General features: G+C 71.0%; 22 protein-coding genes. 2 read left to right on the top strand and 20 right to left on the bottom strand.

Annotated elements, in window-relative coordinates:
* Positions 1-63: 63 nt before the first annotated feature.
* The 6 genes from carB to pyrR form a co-directional block, all read right to left on the bottom strand.
* Complete coding sequence (carB, locus tag ACWCV9_RS09235; protein ID WP_450785114.1) at positions 64-3,372, bottom strand: carbamoyl-phosphate synthase large subunit; 3,309 nt, start codon at positions 3,370-3,372, stop codon at positions 64-66.
* The gene (gene carA, locus ACWCV9_RS09230; RefSeq protein WP_450785112.1) at positions 3,365-4,507 is read right to left on the bottom strand and encodes a glutamine-hydrolyzing carbamoyl-phosphate synthase small subunit; all 1,143 of its coding nucleotides are present in this window, start codon (positions 4,505-4,507) and stop codon (positions 3,365-3,367) included. The genes carB and carA overlap by 8 nt, the downstream gene beginning before the upstream one ends.
* Positions 4,504-5,064, bottom strand: coding sequence for a PH-like domain-containing protein (locus tag ACWCV9_RS09225; RefSeq protein WP_385846615.1), 561 nt, complete (start codon positions 5,062-5,064; stop codon positions 4,504-4,506). Before ACWCV9_RS09225 ends, carA begins: the two co-directional genes overlap by 4 nt.
* Positions 5,061-6,347, bottom strand: a complete 1,287-nt coding sequence (locus ACWCV9_RS09220) for a dihydroorotase (protein WP_450785110.1) — start codon at positions 6,345-6,347, stop codon at positions 5,061-5,063. Before ACWCV9_RS09220 ends, ACWCV9_RS09225 begins: the two co-directional genes overlap by 4 nt.
* Before the next feature lie 5 nt (positions 6,348-6,352).
* Positions 6,353-7,324, bottom strand: a complete 972-nt coding sequence (locus ACWCV9_RS09215) for an aspartate carbamoyltransferase catalytic subunit (protein ID WP_450785109.1) — start codon at positions 7,322-7,324, stop codon at positions 6,353-6,355.
* Positions 7,325-7,415: 91 nt separating this feature from the next.
* Positions 7,416-7,997 (bottom strand): bifunctional pyr operon transcriptional regulator/uracil phosphoribosyltransferase PyrR, encoded by a 582-nt coding sequence (pyrR, locus tag ACWCV9_RS09210; RefSeq protein ID WP_385846612.1) that lies wholly within the window; start codon positions 7,995-7,997, stop codon positions 7,416-7,418.
* A gap of 252 nt (positions 7,998-8,249) precedes the next feature.
* Here pyrR and bldD point away from each other — a divergent pair, with 252 nt between their 5' ends.
* Positions 8,250-8,753 carry a transcriptional regulator BldD gene (gene bldD / locus ACWCV9_RS09205; RefSeq protein WP_014671524.1) on the top strand — a complete coding sequence of 168 codons (504 nt, stop codon included), beginning with the start codon at positions 8,250-8,252 and terminating at the stop codon, positions 8,751-8,753.
* Between the two features lie 157 nt (positions 8,754-8,910).
* On the opposite strand, the gene nusB is transcribed toward bldD, so the two are convergent.
* The 13 genes from nusB to ACWCV9_RS09140 form a co-directional block, all read right to left on the bottom strand.
* The gene (gene nusB, locus ACWCV9_RS09200; RefSeq protein WP_385844359.1) at positions 8,911-9,345 is read right to left on the bottom strand and encodes a transcription antitermination factor NusB; all 435 of its coding nucleotides are present in this window, start codon (positions 9,343-9,345) and stop codon (positions 8,911-8,913) included.
* A gap of 2 nt (positions 9,346-9,347) precedes the next feature.
* Positions 9,348-9,914 (bottom strand): elongation factor P, encoded by a 567-nt coding sequence (gene efp, locus ACWCV9_RS09195; protein WP_450785107.1) that lies wholly within the window; start codon positions 9,912-9,914, stop codon positions 9,348-9,350.
* 49 nt (positions 9,915-9,963) lie between these two features.
* Complete coding sequence (locus ACWCV9_RS09190; RefSeq protein ID WP_450785105.1) at positions 9,964-11,067, bottom strand: M24 family metallopeptidase; 1,104 nt, start codon at positions 11,065-11,067, stop codon at positions 9,964-9,966.
* Positions 11,068-11,136: 69 nt separating this feature from the next.
* Positions 11,137-12,093 carry an AAA family ATPase gene (locus ACWCV9_RS09185; RefSeq protein ID WP_450785104.1) on the bottom strand — a complete coding sequence of 319 codons (957 nt, stop codon included), beginning with the start codon at positions 12,091-12,093 and terminating at the stop codon, positions 11,137-11,139.
* Between the two features lie 158 nt (positions 12,094-12,251).
* Entirely contained in the window at positions 12,252-13,343 is a 1,092-nt protein-coding gene (gene aroB, locus ACWCV9_RS09180; protein WP_450785102.1) for a 3-dehydroquinate synthase, read from the bottom strand.
* The gene (locus tag ACWCV9_RS09175; RefSeq protein WP_450785101.1) at positions 13,340-13,858 is read right to left on the bottom strand and encodes a shikimate kinase; all 519 of its coding nucleotides are present in this window, start codon (positions 13,856-13,858) and stop codon (positions 13,340-13,342) included. The genes aroB and ACWCV9_RS09175 overlap by 4 nt, the downstream gene beginning before the upstream one ends.
* Complete coding sequence (gene aroC, locus ACWCV9_RS09170) at positions 13,855-15,039, bottom strand: chorismate synthase (protein WP_450785099.1); 1,185 nt, start codon at positions 15,037-15,039, stop codon at positions 13,855-13,857. The genes ACWCV9_RS09175 and aroC overlap by 4 nt, the downstream gene beginning before the upstream one ends.
* Positions 15,040-15,204: 165 nt before the next feature.
* A complete protein-coding gene (locus ACWCV9_RS09165; protein ID WP_450785097.1) occupies positions 15,205-16,044 on the bottom strand; it encodes a shikimate dehydrogenase in 840 nt (279 codons plus the stop codon).
* Complete coding sequence (gene mltG, locus ACWCV9_RS09160) at positions 16,025-17,704, bottom strand: endolytic transglycosylase MltG (RefSeq protein WP_450785095.1); 1,680 nt, start codon at positions 17,702-17,704, stop codon at positions 16,025-16,027. Before mltG ends, ACWCV9_RS09165 begins: the two co-directional genes overlap by 20 nt.
* A 122-nt stretch (positions 17,705-17,826) precedes the next feature.
* The gene (gene ruvX, locus ACWCV9_RS09155; RefSeq protein WP_450785093.1) at positions 17,827-18,291 is read right to left on the bottom strand and encodes a Holliday junction resolvase RuvX; all 465 of its coding nucleotides are present in this window, start codon (positions 18,289-18,291) and stop codon (positions 17,827-17,829) included.
* Between the two features lie 15 nt (positions 18,292-18,306).
* Positions 18,307-20,979: an alanine--tRNA ligase gene (gene alaS, locus ACWCV9_RS09150; protein ID WP_450785092.1), complete on the bottom strand. Its 2,673-nt coding sequence runs from the start codon at positions 20,977-20,979 to the stop codon at positions 18,307-18,309.
* Positions 20,979-21,347, bottom strand: a complete 369-nt coding sequence (locus ACWCV9_RS09145; protein ID WP_450785090.1) for a hypothetical protein — start codon at positions 21,345-21,347, stop codon at positions 20,979-20,981. The genes alaS and ACWCV9_RS09145 overlap by 1 nt, the downstream gene beginning before the upstream one ends.
* Before the next feature lie 16 nt (positions 21,348-21,363).
* On the bottom strand, positions 21,364-21,798 hold the full coding sequence (locus ACWCV9_RS09140) for a DUF948 domain-containing protein (RefSeq protein ID WP_189300509.1): 435 nt from the start codon (positions 21,796-21,798) through the stop codon (positions 21,364-21,366).
* Between the two features lie 162 nt (positions 21,799-21,960).
* Here ACWCV9_RS09140 and ACWCV9_RS09135 point away from each other — a divergent pair, with 162 nt between their 5' ends.
* Positions 21,961-24,108 (top strand): ATP-binding protein, encoded by a 2,148-nt coding sequence (locus tag ACWCV9_RS09135; protein ID WP_450785088.1) that lies wholly within the window; start codon positions 21,961-21,963, stop codon positions 24,106-24,108.
* Positions 24,109-24,214: 106 nt separating this feature from the next.
* On the opposite strand, the gene rpsD is transcribed toward ACWCV9_RS09135, so the two are convergent.
* Complete coding sequence (rpsD, locus tag ACWCV9_RS09130; RefSeq protein ID WP_385844377.1) at positions 24,215-24,829, bottom strand: 30S ribosomal protein S4; 615 nt, start codon at positions 24,827-24,829, stop codon at positions 24,215-24,217.
* Positions 24,830-25,044 lie beyond the last annotated feature (215 nt).

Genomic DNA, 25,044 nt, shown 5'->3' with positions numbered 1-25,044 from the left:
ACGTGTCCTCATGAAGCCTCATGAAGAGGGGGACACCGTTTCCGGTGTCCCCCTCAAGGGCTGCTAGTCGCGGGCCGCGGTCAGGTGTTCCGCGTGTTCCTGGAGCGAGCGGACGCCCACCTCGCCACGGTTGAGGGCGTCGATGCCCTGGACGGCCGCGGCGAGGGCCTGGACGGTCGTCAGACACGGGACCGAGCGGGCCACGGCCGCCGTACGGATGTCGTAGCCGTCGAGGCGGCCGCCGGTGCCGTACGGGGTGTTGACGATGAGGTCGACCTCGCCGTCGTGGATGAGCTGGACGATGGTCTTCTCGCCGTTCGGGCCGGTGCCCTCGGACTGCTTGCGCACGACGGAGGCGTTGATGCCGTTGCGCTTGAGGACCTCGGCGGTGCCGGAGGTGGCGAGCAGCTCGAAGCCATGGGCGACCAGCTCGCGCGCCGGGAAGATCATCGAGCGCTTGTCCCGGTTGGCGACCGAGATGAACGCGCGGCCCTTGGTGGGCAGCGGGCCGTAGGCACCCGCCTGCGACTTGGCGTACGCCGTGCCGAAGACCGAGTCGATGCCCATGACCTCGCCGGTGGAGCGCATCTCCGGGCCGAGGACGGTGTCCACGCCGCGGCCCTGGATGTCGCGGAAGCGCGACCAGGGCATGACGGCCTCCTTGACGGAGATCGGCGCGTCCAGCGGCAGCTCGCCGCCGTCGCCGTGCTTGGGCAGCAGCCCCTCCGCGCGCAGCTCGGCGATGGTCGCGCCCAGCGAGATCCGGGCGGCGGCCTTGGCGAGCGGCACCGCGGTCGCCTTCGAGGTGAAGGGGACCGTACGGGAGGCGCGCGGGTTCGCCTCCAGCACGTAGAGGATGTCGCCGGCCATCGCGAACTGGATGTTGATCAGGCCGCGCACGCCGACGCCCTTGGCGATGGCCTCCGTGGAGGCGCGCAGCCGCTTGACGTCGAAGCCGCCGAGGGTGATCGGGGGCAGGGCGCACGCCGAGTCGCCGGAGTGGATGCCGGCCTCCTCGATGTGCTCCATGACACCGCCGAGGTACAGCTCCTCGCCGTCGTAGAGCGCGTCGACGTCGATCTCGATCGCGTCGTCCAGGAAGCGGTCGACGAGGACCGGCCGGGACGGGCTGATCTCGGTCGACTCGGCGATGTAGCTGGCCAGGCGGGTCTCGTCGTAGACGATCTCCATACCGCGCCCGCCGAGGACGTACGACGGCCGGACCAGGACCGGGTAGCCGATCTCGTCGGCGATGGCCTTGGCCTCGGCGAAGGTGGTGGCCGTGCCGTGCTTCGGGGCGGGCAGACCGGCCTCGGCGAGGACCCGGCCGAAGGCACCGCGGTCCTCGGCGGCGTGGATGGCCTCCGGGGAGGTGCCGACGATCGGCACGCCGTTGTCCTTCAGGGCCTGCGCGAGACCCAGCGGGGTCTGGCCGCCGAGCTGGACGACGACGCCCGCGACCGGGCCCGCCTGCTGCTCCGCGTGGACGATCTCCAGCACGTCTTCCAGCGTCAGCGGCTCGAAGTACAGGCGGTCGGAGGTGTCGTAGTCCGTGGAGACGGTCTCCGGGTTGCAGTTGACCATCACGGTCTCGTACCCGGCGTCGGACAGCGCGAAGGAGGCGTGGACGCAGGAGTAGTCGAACTCGATGCCCTGGCCGATGCGGTTCGGGCCGGAGCCCAGGATGATGACGGCCGGCTTCTCGCGGGACGCCACCTCCGACTCCTCGTCGTAGGCCGAGTAGAAGTACGGCGTCTTCGCGGCGAACTCGGCGGCGCAGGTGTCGACCGTCTTGTAGACCGGGCGGATGCCGAGCGCGTGCCGGACCTCGCGGACGACGTCCTCGCGCAGGCCGCGGATCTCGCCGATCTGCTGGTCGGAGAAGCCGTGCCGCTTGGCCTCGGCGAGCAGTTCGCGCGTCAGCTCGGGCGCCTCGGCCAGCTCGTCGGCGATCTCCTTGATCAGGAAGAGCTGGTCCACGAACCAGGGGTCGATCTTCGTGTAGTCGAAGATCTCCTCCGGCGTGGCGCCCGCCCGGATGGCCTGCATGACCGTGTTGATCCGGCCGTCGGTGGGCCGTACGGCCTCGCGCAGCAGCGTGTCCTTGTCGCCGGGGTCGCCGACGAAGGTGAACTGGCTGCCCTTCTTCTCCAGCGAGCGCAGCGCCTTCTGGAAGGCCTCGGGGAAGTTGCGGCCGATGGCCATGGCCTCGCCGACCGACTTCATGGTGGTGGTCAGCGTGGAGTCGGCCTGCGGGAACTTCTCGAAGGCGAAGCGCGGGGCCTTGACGACCACGTAGTCGAGCGTGGGCTCGAAGGAGGCCGGGGTCTCCTGCGTGATGTCGTTGGGGATCTCGTCCAGGGTGTAGCCGACGGCCAGCTTGGCGGCGATCTTGGCGATCGGGAAGCCGGTCGCCTTGGAGGCGAGCGCCGAGGAGCGGGACACGCGCGGGTTCATCTCGATGACGATCACACGACCGTCCTCGGGATTCACCGCGAACTGGATGTTGCAGCCGCCGGTGTCGACGCCGACCTCGCGGATCACGGCGATGCCGACGTCCCGCAGGATCTGGTACTCGCGGTCGGTCAGCGTCATCGCGGGCGCGACGGTGATCGAGTCACCGGTGTGCACGCCCATCGGGTCGAAGTTCTCGATGGAGCAGACGACCACGACGTTGTCGTGCTTGTCGCGCATCAGCTCCAGCTCGTACTCCTTCCAGCCGAGGATGGACTCCTCCAGGAGCACCTCGGTGGTCGGGGAGAGCGTGAGGCCCTGGCCGGCGATGCGACGCAGCTCCTCCTCGTCGTGCGCGAAGCCGGAGCCGGCGCCGCCCATGGTGAAGGACGGGCGGACGACGACCGGGTAGCCGCCGAGGGTCTCGACGCCCTTGAGGACGTCGTCCATGGTGTGGCAGATGACCGAGCGGGCGGACTCGCCGTGCCCGATCTTCTTGCGGACCTCCTCCACGACCTCCTTGAACAGGTCGCGGTCCTCGCCCTTGTGGATCGCCTCGGGCTTGGCGCCGATCAGCTCCACGCCGTACTTGGCCAGGACGCCGTTCTCGTGCAGCGAGATCGCGGTGTTCAGGGCCGTCTGACCGCCCAGGGTGGGCAGCAGGGCGTCGGGGCGCTCCTTGGCGATGATCTTCTCGACGAACTCGGGGGTGATCGGCTCGACGTAGGTGGCGTCGGCGATCTCCGGGTCGGTCATGATCGTCGCCGGGTTGGAGTTGACGAGGATGACGCGCAGGCCTTCGGCCCTGAGCACGCGGCACGCCTGGGTGCCGGAGTAGTCGAACTCGGCGGCCTGGCCGATGACGATCGGGCCGGAGCCGATGACCAGGACGGACTGGATATCGGTGCGCTTAGGCACGCTGGCCCTCCATCAGGGAGACGAAGCGGTCGAACAGGTAGGCGGCGTCGTGCGGACCGGCGGCCGCTTCGGGGTGGTACTGGACGGAGAAGGCGGGCTGGTCGAGCAGCTGGAGCCCCTCCACGACGTTGTCGTTCAGGCAGACGTGCGAGACCTCGGCGCGGCCGAACTTCGTCTCGCTGACCTGGTCGAGCGGCGCGTCCACGGCGAAGCCGTGGTTGTGCGCGGTGACCTCGACCTTGCCGGTCGTACGGTCCTGGACCGGCTGGTTGATGCCCCGGTGGCCGTACTTCAGCTTGTAGGTGCCGAAGCCGAGCGCGCGGCCGAGGATCTGGTTGCCGAAGCAGATGCCGAACAGCGGCGTCTTCCGCTCCAGGACGGCGGTCATGAGGGCCACCGGGCCGTCGGCGGTCGCCGGGTCGCCGGGGCCGTTGGAGAAGAACACACCGTCCGGGTTGACGGCGTAGATGTCGTCGGCCGTGGCGGTCGCGGGCAGCACGTGCACCTCGATGCCGCGCTCGGCCATGCGCTGCGGGGTCATGCCCTTGATGCCGAGGTCGATCGCGGCGACGGTGAACTTCTTGGTGCCGATCGCGGGGACGACGTACGCCTCCTTGGTCGCGACCTCCTCGTACAGGCTCGCGCCCTTCATGTGCGGCTGGGCCTGCACCCGGGCGAGCAGCTCGGACTCGGCCGCGATCGCCTCGCCGGAGAAGATGCCGGCGCGCATGGAGCCGCGCTCGCGCAGGTGGCGGGTGAGGGCGCGGGTGTCGATGCCGGAGATGCCGACCACGCCCTGCCGCTCCAGCTCGTCGTCGAGGGAGCGCTTGGCGCGCCAGTTGGACGGCACGCGCGCGGGGTCGCGCACGACATAGCCGGAGACCCAGATGCGGCTCGACTCGTCGTCCTCGTCGTTCCAGCCCGTGTTGCCGATCTGCGGGGCGGTCGCGACGACGATCTGGCGGTCGTACGACGGGTCGGTGAGGGTCTCCTGGTAGCCGGTCATGCCGGTGGAGAACACGGCCTCGCCGAAGGTCTCCCCCACGGCCCCGTAGGCGCGGCCGCGGAAGAGGCGGCCGTCCTCCAGGACGAGAACGGCGGGAACCCTGGCGGCTCCCCTGGTGGAGGTCGTCATCGTGCGCCTTCCGTGTCGTTGATCATGTGGTTCAGGGTGTCGGCCCACTCGGTGTGCTCGGCCGCGTGGTCGGAGCGGAACCCGGAGTCGATCAGCTTGTCGCCGTGGGCCCAGGTCACCACCAGCAGGCCGCCCTCGGTGAGGACCTTGCCGGCGATGCCCTTGTCGAGGCGGGCGCCGCGCAGCGCGGCGGTGGGGACGAAGAAGTCGGTCGCTCCGGGACGCTCGACCTCCAGGCCTTGATCGGTCAGGGTCAGCTCGACCCGGCTGCGGGTGCCGAGGCCGTGGGCCACGATCCGGTCCAGCCACTGTCCTGCGGTGGTGGAGCCGTGGTAGCGGCCGCTCAGCTTCAGTTTCGCCGGACCGGTCTGCTGCGGCGCGCCGGGCAGCGCCGGCAGGTCGCCCTGGAGCGTGCCGCGCCACTTCCAGCCCTCGCGCATCAGCCAGTAGACGAGCGCGACGAAGAGCAGGAGTCCGACGAGCCAGCCGATGCGGGCCGGCCAGTCGGTGACCTCGGCCGACCGCTTGGCCTCGGCCAGCAGGATTACTGGTGTCACGTGAGCTTCCCGTCGACGAGCGTGGCCTTGCCCCGCAGCCACGTGTGCGTCACACGGCCCGGCAGCTCGCGGCCCTCGTACGGGGTGTTGCGGCTGCGCGAGGCGAAGCCCGCGGGGTCCACCTGGCCACGGTATGCCGTGTCGACGAGGGTGAGGTTGGCGGGCTCACCTGCCGAGACGGGACGGCCGTGCCCGGTGGCCTGTCCGATCTGCGCGGGCTTGACGGACATCCGGTCGGCGACGCCGGCCCAGTCCAGCAGGCCCGTGTCGACCATGGTCTCCTGGACCACTGACAACGCGGTCTCCAGGCCGACCATGCCCATGGCGGCGGCGGCCCACTCGCAGTCCTTGTCCTCGTGCGGGTGCGGGGCGTGGTCGGTGGCGACGATGTCGATCGTGCCGTCCGCGAGCGCCTCGCGCAGGGCCATGACGTCGCGCTCGGTGCGCAGCGGCGGGTTGACCTTGTAGACCGGGTTGTACGTGCGCACCAGCTCGTCGGTGAGGAGCAGGTGGTGCGGGGTGACCTCGGCGGTGACCTGGATGCCGCGGGACTTGGCCCAGCGGACGATCTCCACCGAGCCCGCGGTCGACAGGTGGCAGATGTGGACGCGGGAGCCGACGTGCTCGGCGAGCAGCACGTCCCGCGCGATGATCGACTCCTCGGCGACGGCCGGCCAGCCGCCCAGGCCCAGCTCGGCGGAGACGATGCCCTCGTTCATCTGGGCGCCCTCGGTCAGCCGCGGCTCCTGCGCGTGCTGGGCGACGACACCGCCGAAGGCCTTCACGTACTCCAGCGCACGGCGCATGATCACGGCGTCGTCGACGCACTTGCCGTCGTCGGAGAAGACGGTCACGCCCGCGGCCGACTCGTGCATGGCACCCAGCTCGGCGAGCTTCCGGCCCTCCAGGCCGACGGTGACGGCACCGATGGGCTGGACGTCGCAGTAGCCGTGCTCCCTGCCGAGCCGCCAGACCTGCTCCACGACACCGGCGGTGTCGGCGACGGGGAAGGTGTTGGCCATGGCGAACACGGCGGTGTAGCCGCCACCGGCGGCCGCGCGGGTGCCGGTGAGGACCGTCTCGGAGTCCTCGCGGCCCGGCTCGCGCAGATGGGTGTGCAGGTCGACCAGGCCCGGCAGCAGCACCTTGCCGCCGGCCTCGACCACCTCGGCGCCGTCGGCGGACAGGCCCGTGCCGACCGCCTCGATGACCTCGCCGTCGATCAGCACGTCCTGCGGCTCGCCGCCGAGCACCTTCGCACCACGGATCAGGATCTTGCTCATGGGTCTTACTTCTCCTCAGTGCGGGTCTGGGCGGGCTCGTTTCCGCCGAGCAGCAGGTACAGCACGGCCATCCGGATGGAGACACCGTTGGCGACCTGCTCGACGACGGTGCAGCGCTCGGAGTCGGCGACCTCGGCGGTGATCTCCATGCCGCGCACCATCGGGCCGGGGTGCATCACGATGGCGTGCTCGGGCATCTTCGCCATGCGGTCGCCGTCGAGGCCGTAGCGCCGCGAGTACTCGCGCTCGGTCGGGAAGAAGGCGGCGTTCATGCGCTCGCGCTGGACCCGGAGCATCATCACCGCGTCCGACTTCGGCAGCGCGCTGTCGAGGTCGTACGACACCTCGCACGGCCAGGTCTCGACGCCGACCGGCACCAGGGTGGGCGGTGCGACCAGGGTGACCTCGGCGCCGAGGGTGTGCAGCAGGTCCACGTTGGAGCGGGCGACCCGGCTGTGCAGGACGTCGCCGACGATGGTGATCCGCTTGCCGGCGAGGTCCTGGCCGAGCCCGGCGTCCCGGCCGATCAGCCGGCGGCGCATGGTGAACGCGTCCAGCAGGGCCTGGGTGGGGTGCTGGTGGGTGCCGTCGCCGGCGTTGATGACGGCGGCGTCGATCCAGCCGGAGTTCGCCAGGCGGTAGGGCGCTCCGGAGGCGCCGTGCCGGATGACGACGGCGTCGACGCCCATGGCCTCCAGCGTCTGGGCGGTGTCCTTCAGGGACTCGCCCTTGGACACGCTGGAGCCCTTGGCGGAGAAGTTGATGACGTCCGCGGAGAGGCGCTTCTCGGCGGCTTCGAAGGAGATACGCGTGCGCGTGGAGTCCTCGAAGAAGAGGTTGACGATGGTGCGGCCGCGCAGGGTCGGCAGCTTCTTGATCGGCCGGTCGGCGACCCGGGCCATCTCCTCGGCGGTGTCGAGGATCAGGACGGCGTCGTCGCGGGTGAGGTCGGCGGCCGAGATGAGATGACGCTGCATCTGTCAGGCTCCGTAAGGCGATTCAAACGGGAGGATTCGGGCAAACCCGGGCGCGTGTCGGCAGGCCGGAGCGAGCCGTGCGCCTGAGTTGCTACTGGTCGGCCGGCTTGACACCGAGCAGCACGGTGTCGCGACCGTCCTCCTCGGCGAGCTGGACCTTGACCGTCTCCCGCAGCGACGTGGGGAGGTTCTTGCCGACGTAGTCGGCGCGGATCGGCAGTTCCCGGTGGCCGCGGTCGACCAGGACCGCGAGCTGCACCGCGCGCGGGCGCCCGATGTCGTTCAGGGCGTCCAGGGCGGCGCGGATGGTGCGGCCGGAGAAGAGCACGTCGTCGACGAGGACGACCAGGCGGCCGTCGAGGCCGTCACCGGGGATCTCGGTGCGGGCGAGCGCGCGCGGCGGGTGCATGCGCAGGTCGTCGCGGTACATCGTGATGTCGAGCGAGCCGACGGGGACCTTGCGGTCGGTGATCTGCTCCAGCTTGGCGGCGAGCCGCTGGGCGAGGAAGACGCCGCGCGTCGGGATGCCGAGGAGCACCACGTCGTCGGCGCCCTTGGCGCGTTCGACGATCTCGTGGGCGATACGGGTCAGCACACGTGCGATGTCGGGGCCTTCGAGAACGGGCCGGGCATCGGACGCCTGCGGATGCGCATACGGGTCGTGCTTGTCCATACGAAACGGACCTCCTTCTCCGCCTCACGGGACGGACCTTAAAGGACGTCGGAATTGCGCCATCCACCGTATCAGGTCCCCGGGAGGCCTCCGATCACCCCCTTGGCCTAATCGGTGGTCACTACCACGGAAGAGTCGGTGTGGACCATTCGGCTTGACGCAGAAGAGTCACGCTGCGTAACCTCACAGTGAGTTACCAGCCGCGCGGCGGGAAAACAGCCGGCCGCGTCGACACAGTGTCCGGGGAGCTATATGTCCAGCGAATACGCCAAACAGCTCGGGGCCAAGCTCCGTGCCATCCGCACCCAGCAGGGCCTTTCCCTCCACGGTGTCGAGGAGAAGTCCCAGGGTCGCTGGAAGGCCGTCGTGGTCGGTTCGTACGAGCGCGGCGACCGCGCCGTGACCGTGCAGCGCCTTGCCGAGCTGGCCGATTTCTATGGCGTTCCGGTGCAGGAGCTCCTGCCGGGCACCACGCCGGGCGGCGCCGCCGAGCCGCCGCCGAAGCTGGTCCTGGACCTGGAGCGGCTGGCCACCGTGCCGGCCGAGAAGGCGGGCCCCTTGCAGCGGTACGCGGCCACGATCCAGTCCCAGCGCGGTGACTACAACGGCAAGGTGCTGTCGATCCGCCAGGACGACCTGCGCACACTCGCCGTCATCTACGACCAGTCGCCCTCGGTCCTCACCGAGCAGCTGATCAGCTGGGGCGTCCTGGACGCGGACGCGCGCCGCGCCGTGGCCACCCACGAAGAGGCGTAACCGCTCCAGCGGGGCCAGCAGAAACGTGCCGCCGGGGTGGCCGGAACCTTATGGTTCCGGCCACCCCGGCGGCGTTTTCACGGTCGTCGCAGGGATGCGCCGGAGGGCCCGCAGCACAGGCGTGCTGCGGGCCCTCCGGCGCCGCCGTAACGGCTGTTCAGGCCTGGTCGCGGCGCAGGGACGGCTTGAGCTCCTTCAGCCGGCCCAGCAGGCCGTTGACGAACGCGGGCGACTCGTCGGTCGAGAACTCCTTCGCCAGCTGCACCATCTCGTCCAGCACGACGGCGTCCGGGGTCTCGTCGACCCAGATCAGCTCGTACGCGCCCAGCCGCAGAATGTTGCGGTCCACGACGGGCATCCGGTCGAGCGTCCAGCCGACCGCGTACTGGGCGATCAGCTCGTCGATCCGCTTGGCGCGCCCGGCGTAGCCCTCGACCAGCTGCATCGTGTACTCGCTGACCGGCGGCTGCCGGGTGTCGGTCCGGGACAGCCGGACCCAGTCGGCGAGGACCGTCAGGACGTCGGCGCCGCGCTGGTCGCCCTCGAAGAGGATCTGGAAGGCACGCTTGCGGGCCGTGTTGCGGGCAGCCACGGTTAGCTGTTCACCCGGCCGAGGTAGTCGCTCGTGCGGGTGTCGACCTTGATCTTCTCACCGGTGGTGATGAAGAGCGGGACCTGGATCTGGTGGCCGGTCTCCAGCGTGGCGGGCTTGGTGCCACCGGTGGACCGGTCGCCCTGGAGGCCGGGCTCGGTCTCGGCGACCGTCAGCTCGACGGCGGCCGGCAGCTCGACGAAGAGCACCTCGCCCTCGTGCTGGGCGACGGTGGCCTCGAAGCCCTCGATCAGGAAGTTGGCGGCGTCGCCGACAGACTTGCGGTCGACCATCAGCTGGTCGTAGGTGTCCATGTCCATGAAGACGAAGTAGTCGCCGTCCATGTACGAGAACTGCATGGTCCGCTTGTCGACGGTGGCCGTCTCGACCTTGACGCCAGCGTTGAAGGTCTTGTCGACGACCTTGCCGGACAGCACGTTCTTGAGCTTGGTGCGCACGAAGGCCGGGCCCTTGCCGGGCTTGACGTGCTGGAACTCGACGACGGACCAGAGCTGGCCGCCTTCGAGCTTGAGCACCATGCCGTTCTTGAGGTCGTTCGTGGAAGCCACGGTTGCGGAATCTCCTGGACTGACGTGGACGACCCCGGCGCACGCACTCCTACAGCGCGAGCAGCTCCTTGGTCGTGATGGTGAGTAGCTCGGGTCCGCCGTCCGCCTCGGGGCGTACGACGAGCGTGTCATCGATCCGGACACCGCCCCGGCCCGGGAGGTGGACCCCCGGTTCGACGGTGACCGGCACGCAAGCGTCCAGTTTACCCATTGCGGAGGGCGCCAACTGCGGGTCCTCGTCGATTTCGAGTCCGACCCCGTGTCCGGTCAGCGGTGGCAGTGCTTCCGCATAGCCCGCGGAGTCCAGTACCTGGCGTGCCGCACGGTCCACGTCACGGTAGGCGGCGCCGGGGGCCAGCGCCTCGCGTCCGGCCCGCTGAGCGGCGAAGACGAGGTCGTAGAGCTGGATCTGCCAGTCGGCGGGCGAGGTGCCGATCACGAAGGTGCGGCCGATCTCGCAGCGGTAGCCGCGGTAGGTGGCGCCGAGGCAGACCGAGAGGAAGTCGCCCTCCTCCACCCGCCGGTCGGTGGGCCGGTGACCACGGCGGCCGGAGTGCGGGCCGGCGGCCACGGAGGTGGGGAAGGCCGGGCCGTCGGCGCCGTGGTCGACCAGCCGGCGCTCCAGCTCCAGCGCGAGATGCCGTTCGGTGCGGCCCACCAGGATGGACTCCAGCAGCTCGCCGAGGGCCTGGTCGGCGATCTCGGCGCCGATGCGGAGGCAGGAGATCTCCTCCTCGTCCTTGACGACCCGGAGCTGTTCCACGGCGGCGCCGAGGTCGGTCAGGCGGACCCTCGGGGCCACCGAGGAGAGGGCTCGGTGCCGCGCCACGGTGAGGTGGTGCTCCTCCACCGCCAGCGAGTCGCCGCCCTGCCCCGCGGCCAGGCCGGCCGCCGCGACGGCGGCGTCGCCGCCCGTGGGCACGGTGTGCAGCCGCAGGTGTTCGTCCGGCCTGCCCTCGTAGGGACGGTCCTCGGGCGGACCCGCGCACACGAGGAGATCCTCATGTCTGCCGAGGAGCAGGGCGGCGCCCCGCGGAGCCGCGGCCGCGAGGTAGCGCACATTGGCGGGGCGGGTGATGAGCGCCGCCGCGGTGCCGGCCGCGGTGACGTGGTCCCTCAGCCGGGATCGGCGGTTCGCGTACACCTCTGACATGAGATGAGCGTAGGAGTTTTGACCGACTTCTGCCGGTTGGGTGGGTCCGAGTGGGGTTTGGGGCGGAAGTCACCAGTTCGGAGGGCTTGCTATGGCTCTGGCCAGGACGTCGTCCAGGACCTTCGCCGTGCCGGGGACATCGAGCTGGGAGTTGTCGATGATCGGCAGGCCCGAGCCGTACCAGCCCGCCATACGGCCGTGGATGCGGGCCACCTCCTCGTCGGTGAGGCGGCGGTTGCCGGTGCGCTCGGCGTTGCGCTCCAGGACGATGTCCAGGCCCGGCAGCAGGACGACCGGCAGCAGGCCGGGGCCCACGTGCCGCTTCCAGCCGCCGAGGCCGACCACCGGGCGGTCCGGGAAGACCGCGTCGTCCAGGATGCAGGAGATGCCGTTGGCCAGGAAGTTCCGCGCGGCGAAGCCGCAGGTGCGGCGGGCCAGGCGGTACTGGGCCTCGGAGTTGTCGTTCCACCCGGACTGGGGGTCGGCGAAGCCCGAGCGGACCCATTCGCGGACGTCGTCCAGGCTGATGTGGGCCGTGGGGACGCGCCGGTGGTCCGCCCAGTACTTGGCGACGCTGGTCTTGCCGGCGCCCGCCGGGCCGATCAGCAGCACGGCCAGCGTGGTGGCCGTCGCGTCGGGCAGCGCGGCCTGGGCCGGGGGCGCCATGGGCACGCCGACCGGGCCGCCGGGCGGCAGCGGCACATGACCGGTGGCGTCCGGCGGCGCCGCGGCGGGCGCGTGCTGCACCGCCGGGGGCGGTGCCACCGGGGGTGGCGTGACCGAGGGCGGTGCGACCGGCGGCTGCGTGACGGGGGGCTGGGGCGCCGGGGGCTGCCCGGGTGCCGGAGGGACGGGCCCGCCGGCCGGGGCCGGGAAGCCCGGCACCGGGGGCACGGGGGCGGGTCCGTGGGAGGCGCCCGGGTGCGGGTGCGCGCCCGGGTGGTGTGCGGCCGCCGCCCAGCCGGCGTGCGGCGGCTGCCCCGGCTGGTGGGGCTGCGGCAGCGGCGACCCCATCGCGTGCTGCATCCGTTGCCACTCCGTCTCGTACAAGGCAATTGGTGCTGGTGGCGGGCGTGAACACCCGCCGCCTACCGAACGGTACCCTCCCCGGCCGTTCATCGGTGAAACGGCCGGGGGCGACCGTAAGTGCCCGGTGTCGAAAGGGAATAGAGCAGGCTGCGGACCTACTGCCCGACCTCGCCGTACGCGGCGAGCAGCACCGCCGGGTCCGGGCCCTCCAGCACGGTGGGCTTGGCCAGTCCGTCCAGGACGATGAAGCGCAGCAGGTCGCCGCGGGACTTCTTGTCGACCTTCATCGTCTCCACCAGCTTGGGCCACTGGTCGTAGCGGTAGTGCAGCGGGAGACCGACGGATTCGAGAATCGTCCGGTGCCGGTCCGCCGTCGCGTCGTCCAAGCGGCCCGCCAGGCGGCCCAGTTCGGCGGCGAAGTGCATGCCGACCGCCACCGCGGCGCCGTGCCGCCACTTGTAGCGCTCGTTCTTCTCGATGGCGTGGCCGAGCGTGTGACCGTAGTTGAGGATCTCCCGCAGACCCGACTCCTTCAGGTCCGCGGAGACGACCTCCGCCTTCACCCGGATCGAACGCTCGATCAGCTCGGCGGTGTGCGGACCCGCCGGGGAGCGCGCGGCCTCGGGGTCGGACTCGATGAGGTCGAGGATCGCCGGGTCGGCGATGAATCCCGCCTTGATGATCTCCGCGAGTCCGGAGACGTAGTCGTTCACCGGGAGGGAGTCCAGCGCGGCGAGGTCGCACAGGACGCCGGCCGGCGGGTGGAAGGCACCCACCAGGTTCTTGCCCTCGGCGGTGTTGATGCCGGTCTTGCCGCCGACCGCCGCGTCCACCATCGCGAGAACGGTGGTCGGGACGGCGATCCAGCGGACCCCTCGCAGCCAGGTGGCGGCCACGAAGCCCGCGAGGTCCGTGGTGGCGCCGCCGCCCACGCCGACGACGACGTCGGAGCGGGTGAAGTGGGACTGGCCCAGGGCCTTCCAGCAGTAGGCGGCGACCTCGGCGGTCTTGGCCTCCTCCGCGTTGGGCACCTGGATGGCGATCGCCTCGTAGCCCTGCCCGGCCAGGTCGGCGCGGAGCGCGTCCCCGGTCTCGGCGAGCGCCTCCGGGTGGATCACCGCGACCCGCTTGGCCTTCGGCCCGACCAAGCCGGCCAGCTCGCCCAGGAGTTGCCGGCCGACCAGCACCTCGTAGGGGTCGGTGCCCGCGGTGCCGGCGACCTGGATCCGGGTGACTGCCTCGCTCATGCTTCCTTCAACTCCAGTGCGTCCAGCGCTGCTCGGGTGACCTCTTCGGGGGTGCGGCCGTCGGTCGGTACGACGGCGGTGGCGACCTCCTCGTACAGGTGCCGCCGGGCCTCCATCAGCTCGCGCCACTGCTTGCGCGGGTTGACCGCGAGCAGCGGGCGGGCCACGTTCAGGCCGGTGCGCCGGACGGCCTCCTCGACGTCCATGGAGAGGTAGACCACCCGGTGCGCGGTGAGCAGCGCGCGGGTGTCCGGGTCGAGGATGGCGCCGCCGCCGAGCGCGAGGACGCCCTCGTGCTCGGCGAGGGCCGTGTGCACGGCCCGCTTCTCCATCGCGCGGAAGGCGGGCTCGCCGTCCTCCACGAAGATGTCGGCGATGGTGCGGCCCTCGGCGGCGACGATGTCGTCGTCGGTGTCCCGGTAGCCGACGCCGAGGCGCTCGGCCAGCAGTTGCCCGACGGTGGACTTGCCCACGCCCATCGGCCCGATCAGCACGACCGCAGGCACGGCGCTCACCGGATCCGCAGGTTGTCGAGGTAGGACTGCACGTTGCGGCGGGTCTCCGCCACGCTGTCGCCGCCGAACTTCTCGGCGACCGCGTCCGCGAGGACCAGCGCGACCATGGCCTCCGCGACGATGCCGGCGGCCGGCACCGCGCAGACGTCGGAGCGCTGGTGGTGGGCCTGGGCGGGCTCGCCGGTGACGACGTCCACGGTCTGGAGGGCACGCGGGACGGTCGCGATGGGCTTCATCGCGGCGCGGACGCGCAGCAGCTCACCGGTGGTGAGACCGCCCTCGGTGCCGCCGGAGCGGCCGGAGGAGCGCTTGATGCCCTCGGCGGTGGTGAGGATCTCGTCGTGCGCCTTGGAGCCGGGCACCCGGGCCAGCTCGAAGCCGTCGCCGACCTCGACGCCCTTGATCGCCTGGATGCCCATCAGGGCCCCGGCCAGCCGGGCGTCCAGGCGCCGGTCCCAGTGGACGTGCGAGCCGAGGCCCACGGGTACGCCGTAGGCCAGCACCTCGACCACACCGCCGAGGGTGTCGCCGTCCTTGTGGGCCTGGTCGATCTCCGCGACCATCGCCTTCGAGGCGTCCGCGTCCAGGCAGCGCACCGGGTCGGCGTCCAGCTTCTCGACGTCGGCCGGGGTCGGGTAGACGCCGTAGGGGGCCTTCGCGGAGGCCAGCTCGACCACGTGGGAGACGATCTCGATGCCGGCCGTCTCCTTCAGGTAGGAGCGGGCGACGGCGCCGAGCGCGACGCGGGCCGCGGTCTCCCGGGCGGAGGCGCGCTCCAGGATGGGCCGGGCCTCGTCGAAGCCGTACTTCTGCATGCCGGCGAGGTCCGCGTGGCCGGGGCGGGGGCGGGTCAGCGGGGCGTTCCGGGCGAGCCCGGCCAGCACCTCGGGGTCGATCGGGTCGGCCGCCATGACCTGCTCCCACTTCGGCCACTCGGTGTTGCCGACCATGACCGCGACCGGCGAGCCGAGGGTGAGTCCGTGCCGGACGCCGCCCAGGAAGGTGACCTCGTCCCGCTCGAACTTCATCCGCGCACCGCGGCCATAGCCGAGCCGCCGCCGCGCGAGGTGGTCCGCCACCATGTCGGTGGTGATCGGCACGCCGGCGGGAAGGCCCTCCAGCGTCGCGACAAGTGCGGGACCGTGGGACTCCCCCGCGGTCAGCCAACGCAGCCTGCTCAACGGTGCTCCTCAGTGTTCGCGCCCGGCACTGCCCGCCGTACCCGCGTAAGCCTGCACGGCGACGGCGTGACCGGGTGCGCGACCCCGGCCCGCCACCTCCGATCCTCCCACGTCCCCGGCGGTTTCCCGGCCGCCGGTCCAGCAGTCGGACGCGCCAGCGGAGCCTCAGCGGGCGGCGAGCGCCTTCTCTCCGGCGTGGCGCATGGCCTCCAGAGGGGCCGGGGCGCGGCCGGTCATCTGTTCGACCTGGAGGACGGCCTGGTGGACGAGCAGGTCCAGCCCGCCGACCACGGCCCCGCCGAACATGGACCAGCGGGCCGCCAGCTCGGTGGGCCACGGTTCGTAGAGGACGTCGAAGAGGGTGGCGGGGCGCTCGGGTACCGCGGCGGCGAGGGCGTCGGTGGTCCCGGCGGGCGTGGTGGCGATCACCAGGGGGGCGCGCAGGGCCTCGGCCGCGTCCGCCCAGTCGGCCGTACGGACCTCGACGTCGAGCCGCTCGCCCCACTGCCGCATCTCGGCGGCCCGGCCCTCGCTGCGCACATAGGCGACGACCTCGCCGGTGCAGATCCGGGCGAGGGCGGCGAGGGCGGAGGAGGCGGTGGCGCCGGCGCCGAGGATCGCGGCCGAGTCGACCTGTTCGATGCCGTGCTCGCGCAGGGCCGCCACCATGCCCGGGATATCCGTGTTGTCACCCAGGCGCCGGCCGTCCTCGGTGAAGACGACCGTGTTGACCGCGTCCACCGAGGCGGCCGTCTCGCTGATCTCGTCGACCAGCGGGATGACCGCCCGCTTCAGCGGCATGGTCAGCGACAGCCCCGCCCACTCCGGCCCGAGCCCGTCCAGGAAGCCGGGCAGTTGGGCCTCGTCGACCTCGAAGCGGTCGTACGACCAGTCGGTGAGCCCGAGTTCGTCGTACGCGGCCCGGTGCAGCACCGGGGAGAGCGAGTGGGCGATGGGCCAACCGAGCACGGCGGCCCGGCGGGCGTCAGTTGCCCGAGGTGGCATTGAACTTGTCCTTGAGCTGCTTGAATTCTTCGTAGGTCTTGGCGAATTCGGTATTGCTTTGGCCGTCGGTCGCCACGAAATAGATCCAGCCGTCGTGCGTCGGATTCAGCGCCGCCATGATCGCTTCCTCACCGGGGTTGCCGATGGGGCCGGGCGGAAGTCCCTTGTGGGTGTACGTGTTGTACGGGTTCTGGTTGCTGTTGATCTCCTTCTCGGAGATATGGATGTTGCTCGTGCCCTTGAGGTAGTTGTAGGTCGAGTCGAACTGCAACAGCTGGTTGGTCTCGGTGTTGGTGGGCTTGAGACGGTTGTAGACCACCTCCGCCATCTTGCGGAAGTCCTCGTGCGTCTTGCCCTCGGCCTGGACCAGGCTCGCGACCGTGACCAGCTCGAACGCGTTCTGCAGCCCCAGCGCCCGGGCCTTCGCGGTGAGGCCATAGGCGTCGTACTTGGACTTCGCCTGGGACACCATCTGCTTGAGGATGCCGTCCGGCTTCATGCCCTTGGCAGCCGGATAGGTACCTGGGAACAGGAAGCCCTCCAGCGGGTCCTTGATCTCGCTGCTGTACGGCGTGTTCTGCGCCCAGACCGGCACACCGAGACTCTTGTACTCCTTCTCGGCGGCCTTCCTGGTGGTGCCCGCGGAGAGTTCGAGTTTCGCGTCGATCGCCTCGTAGACGCGCGCGTTCCGCTCGCCCGGAGTCACCACGACATTGTTCTGGCTCTTCGGGTCCAGCATCATTTTCACGGCACTGACGGCGGACATCTCCTTCTTCAGGAGATAGGCGCCGGCCTGGATGGAGTCGCCGCCCGAGACCTGGCCCTGGGCATGCACGAACGCCTCGGCGCTCTTGACGACACCGGCCTCCTTCAGACGGCGGCCGATCTCCCAGCCGCCCACACCCTTGGGGATCTCCACGGTGACGGCCTGGCCGGTGCCGTTGCCCGTGTAGTCCGGGGCCGGGGCGAAACGATTTTGGTAGAACGTGTAGCCGTAGTAGCCGACCCCGGCGAGGCCGCCGCCGAAGACCAGGACGACCACCATGCAGGCGCAGCCGGTGCGCCGCTTCTGGCCCTTCTTGGCGGGTTTCTTCCCTTTGCCGCGCCGCTCACGGCGGCTCTGGAGCTCGTGTTCCTCGTCGTCGTCATCCCCGCCGCCCGCGAAGAAGGCGTGCTCCTCCTCGTCGGGCGCGGTCTCCGGCTCCGGTTCGGCGACCGGCTCGGAACGCCTGCGGCCGGGCGGCTCCGGTGGCGGGTAGGCGTCCTCGGTGCCGTAGAAGTCGGGCTGCTCCCCGCCGTAGGCCACGGGCTGCTGGCCGTACGGGTCGCCGGGATCGGCCGCGTACGGCACCTGGCCATGCGTGCCGGTCGCGTCCCAGCCGCCCTGGTGGTACTGCTGCTGGGTCTGGCCGGCGTACCCCTGGTCGTACGGAAGATGGCCCTGGTCGTCGTAGTACTGGTGCTGCTGTCCGTCGTATCCGGGCTGCTGCTCGTGGCTCCAGTCTCCGTACTGCGGCTGCTGCGGGTAATGCTGCGGCTGGCCGCCGTAGGCAGACTGCGGGCCGACGTGCGCCTGCTGCCCTTCCCATCCGCCGTCCCCGTACAACGGGTCCTGCGGATGCCACGGTTCGGAGCCTGCGCCCCGGCCATACTCAGTCATCGATCCCCTAGAGCCGCGAGGCCGAGCGGTCACGCGGCCGGTGGGCCGGTTGCCGTTCCGCCTCTTGCTTGCCCCGGCTGTTCGAACACCGGCGCATCGCGCGGAACGTTACCGTATCGCGATCAGATGACCACTTCGACGCCCTCGCCGGGTGCTCTGCCTGACACCCGTTCGGATTCCAGGGCCTGCTGGAGGATGATGACGGCCGCCGCCTGGTCGATGACGGAGCGGCCCTTCTTGGCCTTCACCCCCGAGGCGCGCAGCCCCTGGGAGGCGGTCACGGTCGTCATCCGCTCGTCCACCAGGCGGACCGGCACCGGCTTGATGCCCTTGGCCAGTTCCTGGGCGAAGGCGCGGACCTTGACCGCGGCCGGACCCTCGCCCCCCTTGAGGGAGCGAGGAAGGCCGACGACGACCTCGATCGGCTCGTACTCCTCCACCAGTTGACGCAACCGGCGGTGGGCGGCGGGGATGTCCCGGCCCGGGACCGTCTCCACCGGTGTGGCGAGGATCCCATCGGGGTCGCACGAGGCGACCCCGATCCGGGCATCCCCGACGTCGATCGAGAGTCGACGTCCTCTGCGCATATTCCGACCGTTTCCTTACTTGGCGGTTTCGGCTACGAGACGCTCGACGGCCTCGACGGCCTCGCCGACGGCAGCCGGGTTCTGGCCGCCGCCCTGGGCGACGTCCGGCTTGCCGCCACCGCCGCCACCGAGCGTCTTGGCGGCCGTACGGACCAGGTCACCGGCCTTGAGACCCCGCTCGCGGGCGGCCTCGTTGGTGGCGATGACCGTGAGCGGCTTGCCGCCCGTGACGGTGAACAGGGCCACGACCGCGGCCCGTCCGCCCTGGATGCGGCCGCGCACGTCGAGGACCAGCTTGCGCAGGTCGTCGGGGGTCGTACCGTCCGGGACCTGGCCGGTCACCACGGCCACACCGCGCACGTCCCGGGCGGACTCGGCGAGGCCGGCGGCGGCCTGGAGCACCTTCTCGGCGCGGAACTTCTCGATCTCCTTCTCGGCGTCCTTCAGCTTGCCGAGCATCGAGGAGACCTTCTCCGGCAGCTCCTCCGGGCGGCCCTTGAGCAGCTCGGTCAGCTGGTTGACCACCGTGTGCTCACGGGCGAGGAAGTGGTAGGCGTCCACACCGACCAGGGCCTCGATACGGCGGACACCCGAACCGATGGAGGACTCGCCGAGCAGCTTCACCAGACCCAGCTGGGCGGTGTTGTGCACATGCGTACCGCCGCACAGCTCCTTGGAGAAGTCGCCGATGGTGACCACGCGGACGCGCTCGCCGTACTTCTCGCCGAACTCGGCGATGGCGCCCTGCTTCTTGGCCTCGTCGATGCCCATGACCTCGGCGTGCACGTCGAGGTCGCGGGCGAGCACCTCGTTGATCTTCTGCTCGACGTCGGTCATCACGGCCGTCGGCACGGCGGACGGCGAGCCGAAGTCGAAGCGGAAGCGGCCGGGCTGGTTCTCCGAACCGGCCTGGGCGGCCGTCGGGCCGAGCGCGTCGCGCAGGGCCTGGTGGGTCAGGTGGGTGGCCGAGTGGGCGCGGGCGATGGCCTTGCGGCGGCGGGAGTCGATCGAGGCGTGGGCCTTGGCGCCGACGGTGACCTCGCCGACCTGGACGACGCCCTTGTGGACGTACACGCCCGGCACCGGCTTCTGGCAGTCGCGGATCTCGATGACGGCACCGGTGTCGGCCTTGATCCGGCCGGTGTCGCCGATCTGGCCGCCGCCCTCGGCGTAGAACGGGGTGCGGTCCAGGACGATCTCGACCTCGTCGCCCTCGGTGGCGGCCGGCGAGGAGACGCCGTCGACCAGGATGCCGACGATCGTGGTCTCGCCCTCGGTGTCGGTGTAGCCGATGAAGTCGGTGGCACCGGCGGAGTCGGCGATCTCCCGGTAGGCGCCCATGTCGGCGTGACCGGTCTTCTTGGCCTGGGCGTCGGCCTTGGCGCGCTCCCGCTGCTCCTTCATCAGGCGGCGGAAGCCCTCCTCGTCCACGGCGAGGCCCTGCTCGGCGGCCATCTCCAGGGTGAGGTCGATCGGGAAGCCCCAGGTGTCGTGGAGCAGGAACGCCTTGTCGCCGGAGAGGACGGTGCCACCGGCCTGCTTGGTCTCGGTGACGGCGGTGTCGAGGATGTTGGTGCCGGCCTTCAGCGTCTTCAGGAAGGCGTTCTCCTCGGCGAGGGCGACCTTCTCGATGCGCTCGCGGTCGGTGATCAGCTCGGGGTACTGCTGGCCCATCATGGCGATCACGGTGTCGATCAGGTCCTTGACGACCGGACCGGTGGCGCCGAGCAGGCGCATGTTGCGGATGGCGCGGCGCATGATGCGGCGCAGCACATAGCCGCGGCCCTCGTTGCCCGGGGTGACACCGTCGCCGATGAGCATCACGGACGTACGCATGTGGTCGGTCACCACGCGCAGGGAGACGTCCGAGTCGTGCGCGTCGCCGTAGCGGACGCCGGTCAGCTCGGTGGCCTTGTCGATGACGGCCATGGAGGTGTCGATCTCGTACATGTTCTGCACGCCCTGCAGAATCATGGCGAGCCGCTCCAGGCCGAGGCCCGTGTCGATGTTCTTGCTCGGCAGGTCCCCGAGGATCTCGAAGTTGTCCTTGCCGATGCCCTCGCCCCGCTCGAACTGCATGAAGACGAGGTTCCAGATCTCCACGTACCGCTCGTCGTTGACGGCGGGGCCGCCCTCGACGCCGAACTCGGGGCCGCGGTCGTAGTTGATCTCGGAGCAGGGGCCGCACGGGCCGGGGACGCCCATGGACCAGTAGTTGTCCTTCATGCCGAGGCGCTGGATGCGCTCCTTCGGCACGCCGACGACCTCGTGCCAGATGCGCTCGGCCTCGTCGTCGTCCTGGTAGACGGTGATCCACAGACGCTCGGGGTCGAGGCCGTAACCGCCCTTGTCCTGGGGCGTGGTGAGCAGCTCCCAGGCGTAGGTGATGGCGCCTTCCTTGAAGTAGTCGCCGAAGGAGAAGTTGCCGCACATCTGGAAGAACGTGCCGTGGCGCGTGGTCTTGCCGACCTCTTCGATGTCGGGCGTGCGCACGCACTTCTGCACGCTGGTGGCGCGCGGGAACGGAGGCTTGACCTCACCCAGGAAGTAGGGCTTGAAGGGCACCATGCCGGCGGGGACGAGGAGCAGAGTCGGGTCGTCCGCGATGAGCGACGCCGAAGGGACGACGGTGTGCCCGCGCTCCTCGAAGAAGCTCAGCCAGCGGCGGCGAATCTCGGCCGACTCCATCAGTGGTCCTCATTCCGGTTGTACGAGTACATCGGGGCTTCGATGTACTTCGGTGTGCTGTTGTCGCCGCGGTGGTCGCCGCGGTGGTTCTCGATGGCGGCGTACCGCGTGGGTGCCGGAAGCTCGGGGCTCTCGTGGATGCCCAGAGCCTCTTCCAGCTCGGCCTCCCGCTGGGCCATGTTGTCGCGGACGTCGAGCGCGAAGCCGACCGCGCGCTCCTTCAGCCGCTGACCGGTCTCCAGGGCCTTGTTCGCCGCGGTCGCGGCGAGGCTCTCCGGGGTCAGCTGCTTCAGCTTGCGGTTGACCTTGGTGGTGGCCCACACTCCGGCGGCGACGCCGGTGGTGAACCAGAACGTACGGCGGAACATCGCTCGGTCTCAGTCCTTACTTCCGCTTGCGTCGTGCGGCGGGGACCGTGCGGCCCACGATCACGGTACGCCGGGGCGACTTGGCGGGCACGTCCTCCTTGCGGCCGCCGAGCGCCCGGCGGACGCCGTAGCCGAAGGCGGCGACCTTCACCAGGGGGCCGCCGAAGGTGGACGCGACCGTGCTCGACAGCGCGGAGGCGTTCGAGGTGACCTCCTGCACGTCGGAGGCGATGGCGTCGACCCGGTCGATCTGGGTCTGCGCGGACCGCACCGCCTGGGAGGCGTCGGCCAGCAGCGGGACGGCCTGGTCGGTCACGTCCGCCACGAGCTTGGTGGTCGCCTTGAGCGTCTGGGCCAGCCTCGCCAGCGCCACGGCGAGGAAGGAGACCAGGATCGCCCAGAAGACGGCCACCAGGATCCCGGCCACCTCTCCACCGGACACTGTGCGCACCCGCTCCCTGAAACGTGCCTGAGCATCGAAAAAGTCGTGTCCCGAGCCTATCGCGCCGGGGCGGAGGCTCCGTACCGGATTGACGGTGGTGACCGGTGGAATCGGGCGGGTTACGGGAAGCGATTGTACGCATTGCACACGGTTCAGTACGCTCCGTGTCCCATGCGAGGTCATCAGCGCCCAGATCCCTTTCCCGGCGGTGTTCCGCCCCTTGAGCTGACCGGTTTCGTCGGGCGCTCGGCCGAACTGACCGAGCTGGCCGCGGCGGTGCGGCAGGCCCGGCTGGTGACGGTGACCGGGGTCGCCGGCGTGGGCAAGTCCCGGCTGGCCGGCCGGGTCGCGGCGGCCTGGGGCACCGGGCACGGGCGGGTGGAACTGGCTCCGGTGTGCGACCCGGAGTTCGTGGAGTACGCGGTCGCCGAGGCGCTGGGGCTGACCGACCACACCGCCCGCACCCCTCGCGAGACGCTGCTGGAGCAATTGGCCGGCCGGCCCGCCCTGTTGCTGCTGGACGGGGTCGAGCATCTGGTGGAGGCCTGCGCGGATCTGGTCGCGGAGCTGCTGCGCAGGCTGCCCGAGCTGCGGGTGCTGGCCACCGGCCGGCGCCCGCTGGGCCTCGCGGGCGAGCGGCTGTTCGCGCTGGCGCCGCTCGGTACGCAAGAGGCGGTGGAGCTGTTCGCGGAGCGGGCCCGGGAGCAGGGGCTGTCGGTGTCCGACGGACCCGAGGTCCGGGAGCTGTGCCGCCGTCTGGAGGGGATCCCGCTGGCGCTGGAGCTGGCGGCGGGCCGGCTGCGGGCGCTCTCCCCGGCCCAGGTGCTCCAGCGGCTGGACGACCGGTTCCGGCTGCTGACCGGCGGCAGCCGGGACGGACTCGCCCGGCACCAGACGCTGCGCACGGCGATCGGCTGGAGCCATGAGCTGTGCACGCCCGCCGAGCGGCTGCTGTGGGCACGTCTGTCGGTGTTCGCGCAGACCTTCGACCTGGAGGCCGCCGAGTACGTGTGCAGCGGGGACGGGCTGCCCGCCGAGGACGTCCTGGACGTGGTGGCGGAGCTGGTCGCGCAGTCGGTCATCGCCCGAGAGGAGACGGCTGCGGGTCCGCGCTACCGGATGCTCGACACCGTACGGGCCTACGGCCGGGACTGGCTGGAGGCGACCGGGGACGCGGCCCGGCTGCGCCGGCTGCACCGGGACTGGTACCTGGGGCTGGCGACCTGGTGCGAGCTGGACTGGTTCTCGCCCCGGCAGCGGGAGGTGGCCGCCCGGGTCGAGGCGGAGCTGCCGAATCTGCGGGCCGCGCTGGAGTTCTGTCTGGCCGAGCCGGACGAGGCGCATCTCGGCCAGTACCTCGCGGGATCGCTGTGGTTCTGCTGGGTGGGATGCGGGCGACTGGCGGAGGGGCGGCACTGGCTGGAGCGCAGCGTGCAGCTGGAGTCGGGGTACGAGCAGTCCCGGCTGAAGGCGCTGTGGGTGCTCGGCTATGTGGCGATCCTCCAGGGCGACACCGTGTCCGCGCTGGCCACGCTGCACGAGTGCCGTCAGGAGGCGGAGCGGGCGGCCGATGCCACGGCGATGGCGTACGCGGAGCACCGCACCGGGTGTCTGGCCCTGGTCACCGATGACATGGCCCGTGCAGAAACGCTGCTGCGGTCGGCGCTGGACCGCTACCAGGAGATCGGCGAGCTGAACAGCAATGTGCTGATGGGCCAGGTGGAGCTGGCGATGACCCGGGCGTTCCAGGGGGACCTGCCGGGCGCGGTGCGGCTGTGCGAGGACGTACGGCGGGTGTGCGAGGACCACGGGGAGCGCTGGGCCCGGTCGTACGCGCTGTATGTGCTGGCGTACGCGGCCTGGCAGGGCGGCGACCCGGGCGGCGCGCGGCGGCTGCTCGGCGACTGCCTGGACCATGCGCACGCCTTCCACGATCTGCTCGGCTCGGTGCTCTCACTGGAGCTGCTGGCCCTGGTGACCGCGGTCCAGGGCGATCCGGCCGAGGCCGCGGTGCTCCAGGGGGCGGCGGGCCGGATGTGGCCGTCGGTGGGGCTGCCGCTGTTCGGCTCGGCGTACTACAACGCCCCGCACGAGCGGTGCGAGGAGATCGCCCGGGAGGCGCTCGGCGACGCGCGGTACGAGGAGTGCGTACGGGAGGGGGCCCGGCTGGACCGCGCGGCGGCGGTGGCCCGTGCGCTGCGGCACGACCGGGTGCCGCCGCCGGGTGCCCCGGGGGCCGAAGGGCCACCGCGGGGCGCGGGGAACCGGGTGCGGGGCCCGCGCCGGCCGGCCCATCGGCCGGACCTGCCCGCCACCTGAGCGCCGCCGCCCGCGGGGGCCGGGAAACACGAACCCGCCGCCTCCCCGCCCGGCAGGACCGGGACGGGGAGACGGCGGGCTGAGTGGTGCTGCGCCGGGGCTGGGATCAGCGGGCGTAGTACTCGACGACGAGCTGCTCGTCGCAGATCACCGGGATCTCCTTGCGGTTCGGCTCGCGGTCCAGGCGGAACGCCAGGGCCTTGAGGTTCACCTGGAGGTAGCGCGGGGTCTCACCCTCGGGGGCGAAGCCACCCTCACGGGCGATCGTGAAGAGCGTCTTCTCCTTGGAGCGCTCGCGGACCTGCACGACGTCGTCCGGGCGGACACGGAAGGACGGCTTGTCGACCTTCTGGCCGTTGACCTGGATGTGGCCGTGGACGACCATCTGGCGGGCCTGGTAGATCGTGCGGGCGATACCCGAACGCAGGACCAGCGCGTCGAGGCGGCGCTCCAGCTCGACGATCAGGGCCTCACCGGTCTTGCCCTGGACCTTGGACGCACGCTCGTAGGCGCGGACCAGCTGGCGCTCGGAGATGTCGTACTGAGCGCGCAGGCGCTGCTTCTCGAGCAGACGGACCTTGTAGTCCGAGTTCTGCTTGCGGCCGCGGCCGTGCTCGCCCGGCGGGTAGGGGCGGGCCTCGAAGTACTTGACGGCCTTCGGGGTCAGCGCGATGCCGAGGGCACGCGACTTCTTGACCTTGGGACGGGACTGGTTCGCCACTGTCTCAATCTCTTTCGTAGTGTTCGGCTTGTCAGGGCTCGCGGGAGGTCGCATCCGCAGCCGGGGAAACCCTCCGGGTCCGCTCGGGACCTGTCGGGCAGCCGCTCCCCTGGTCTGGGCACATACGTGCAGCACGCGAGTGGCCCACCGACCGTCCCGGGACTCCGGGTGGTGGTGGGCTGCCCGCGACACCGATCGACGGTGCGCGACGCTCC

The organism is Streptomyces sp. NPDC001606 (assembly GCF_053596835.1).
The sequence above is the reverse complement of the archived record's forward strand: the minus strand, read 5'-3'. Positions and strand labels throughout refer to the sequence as shown.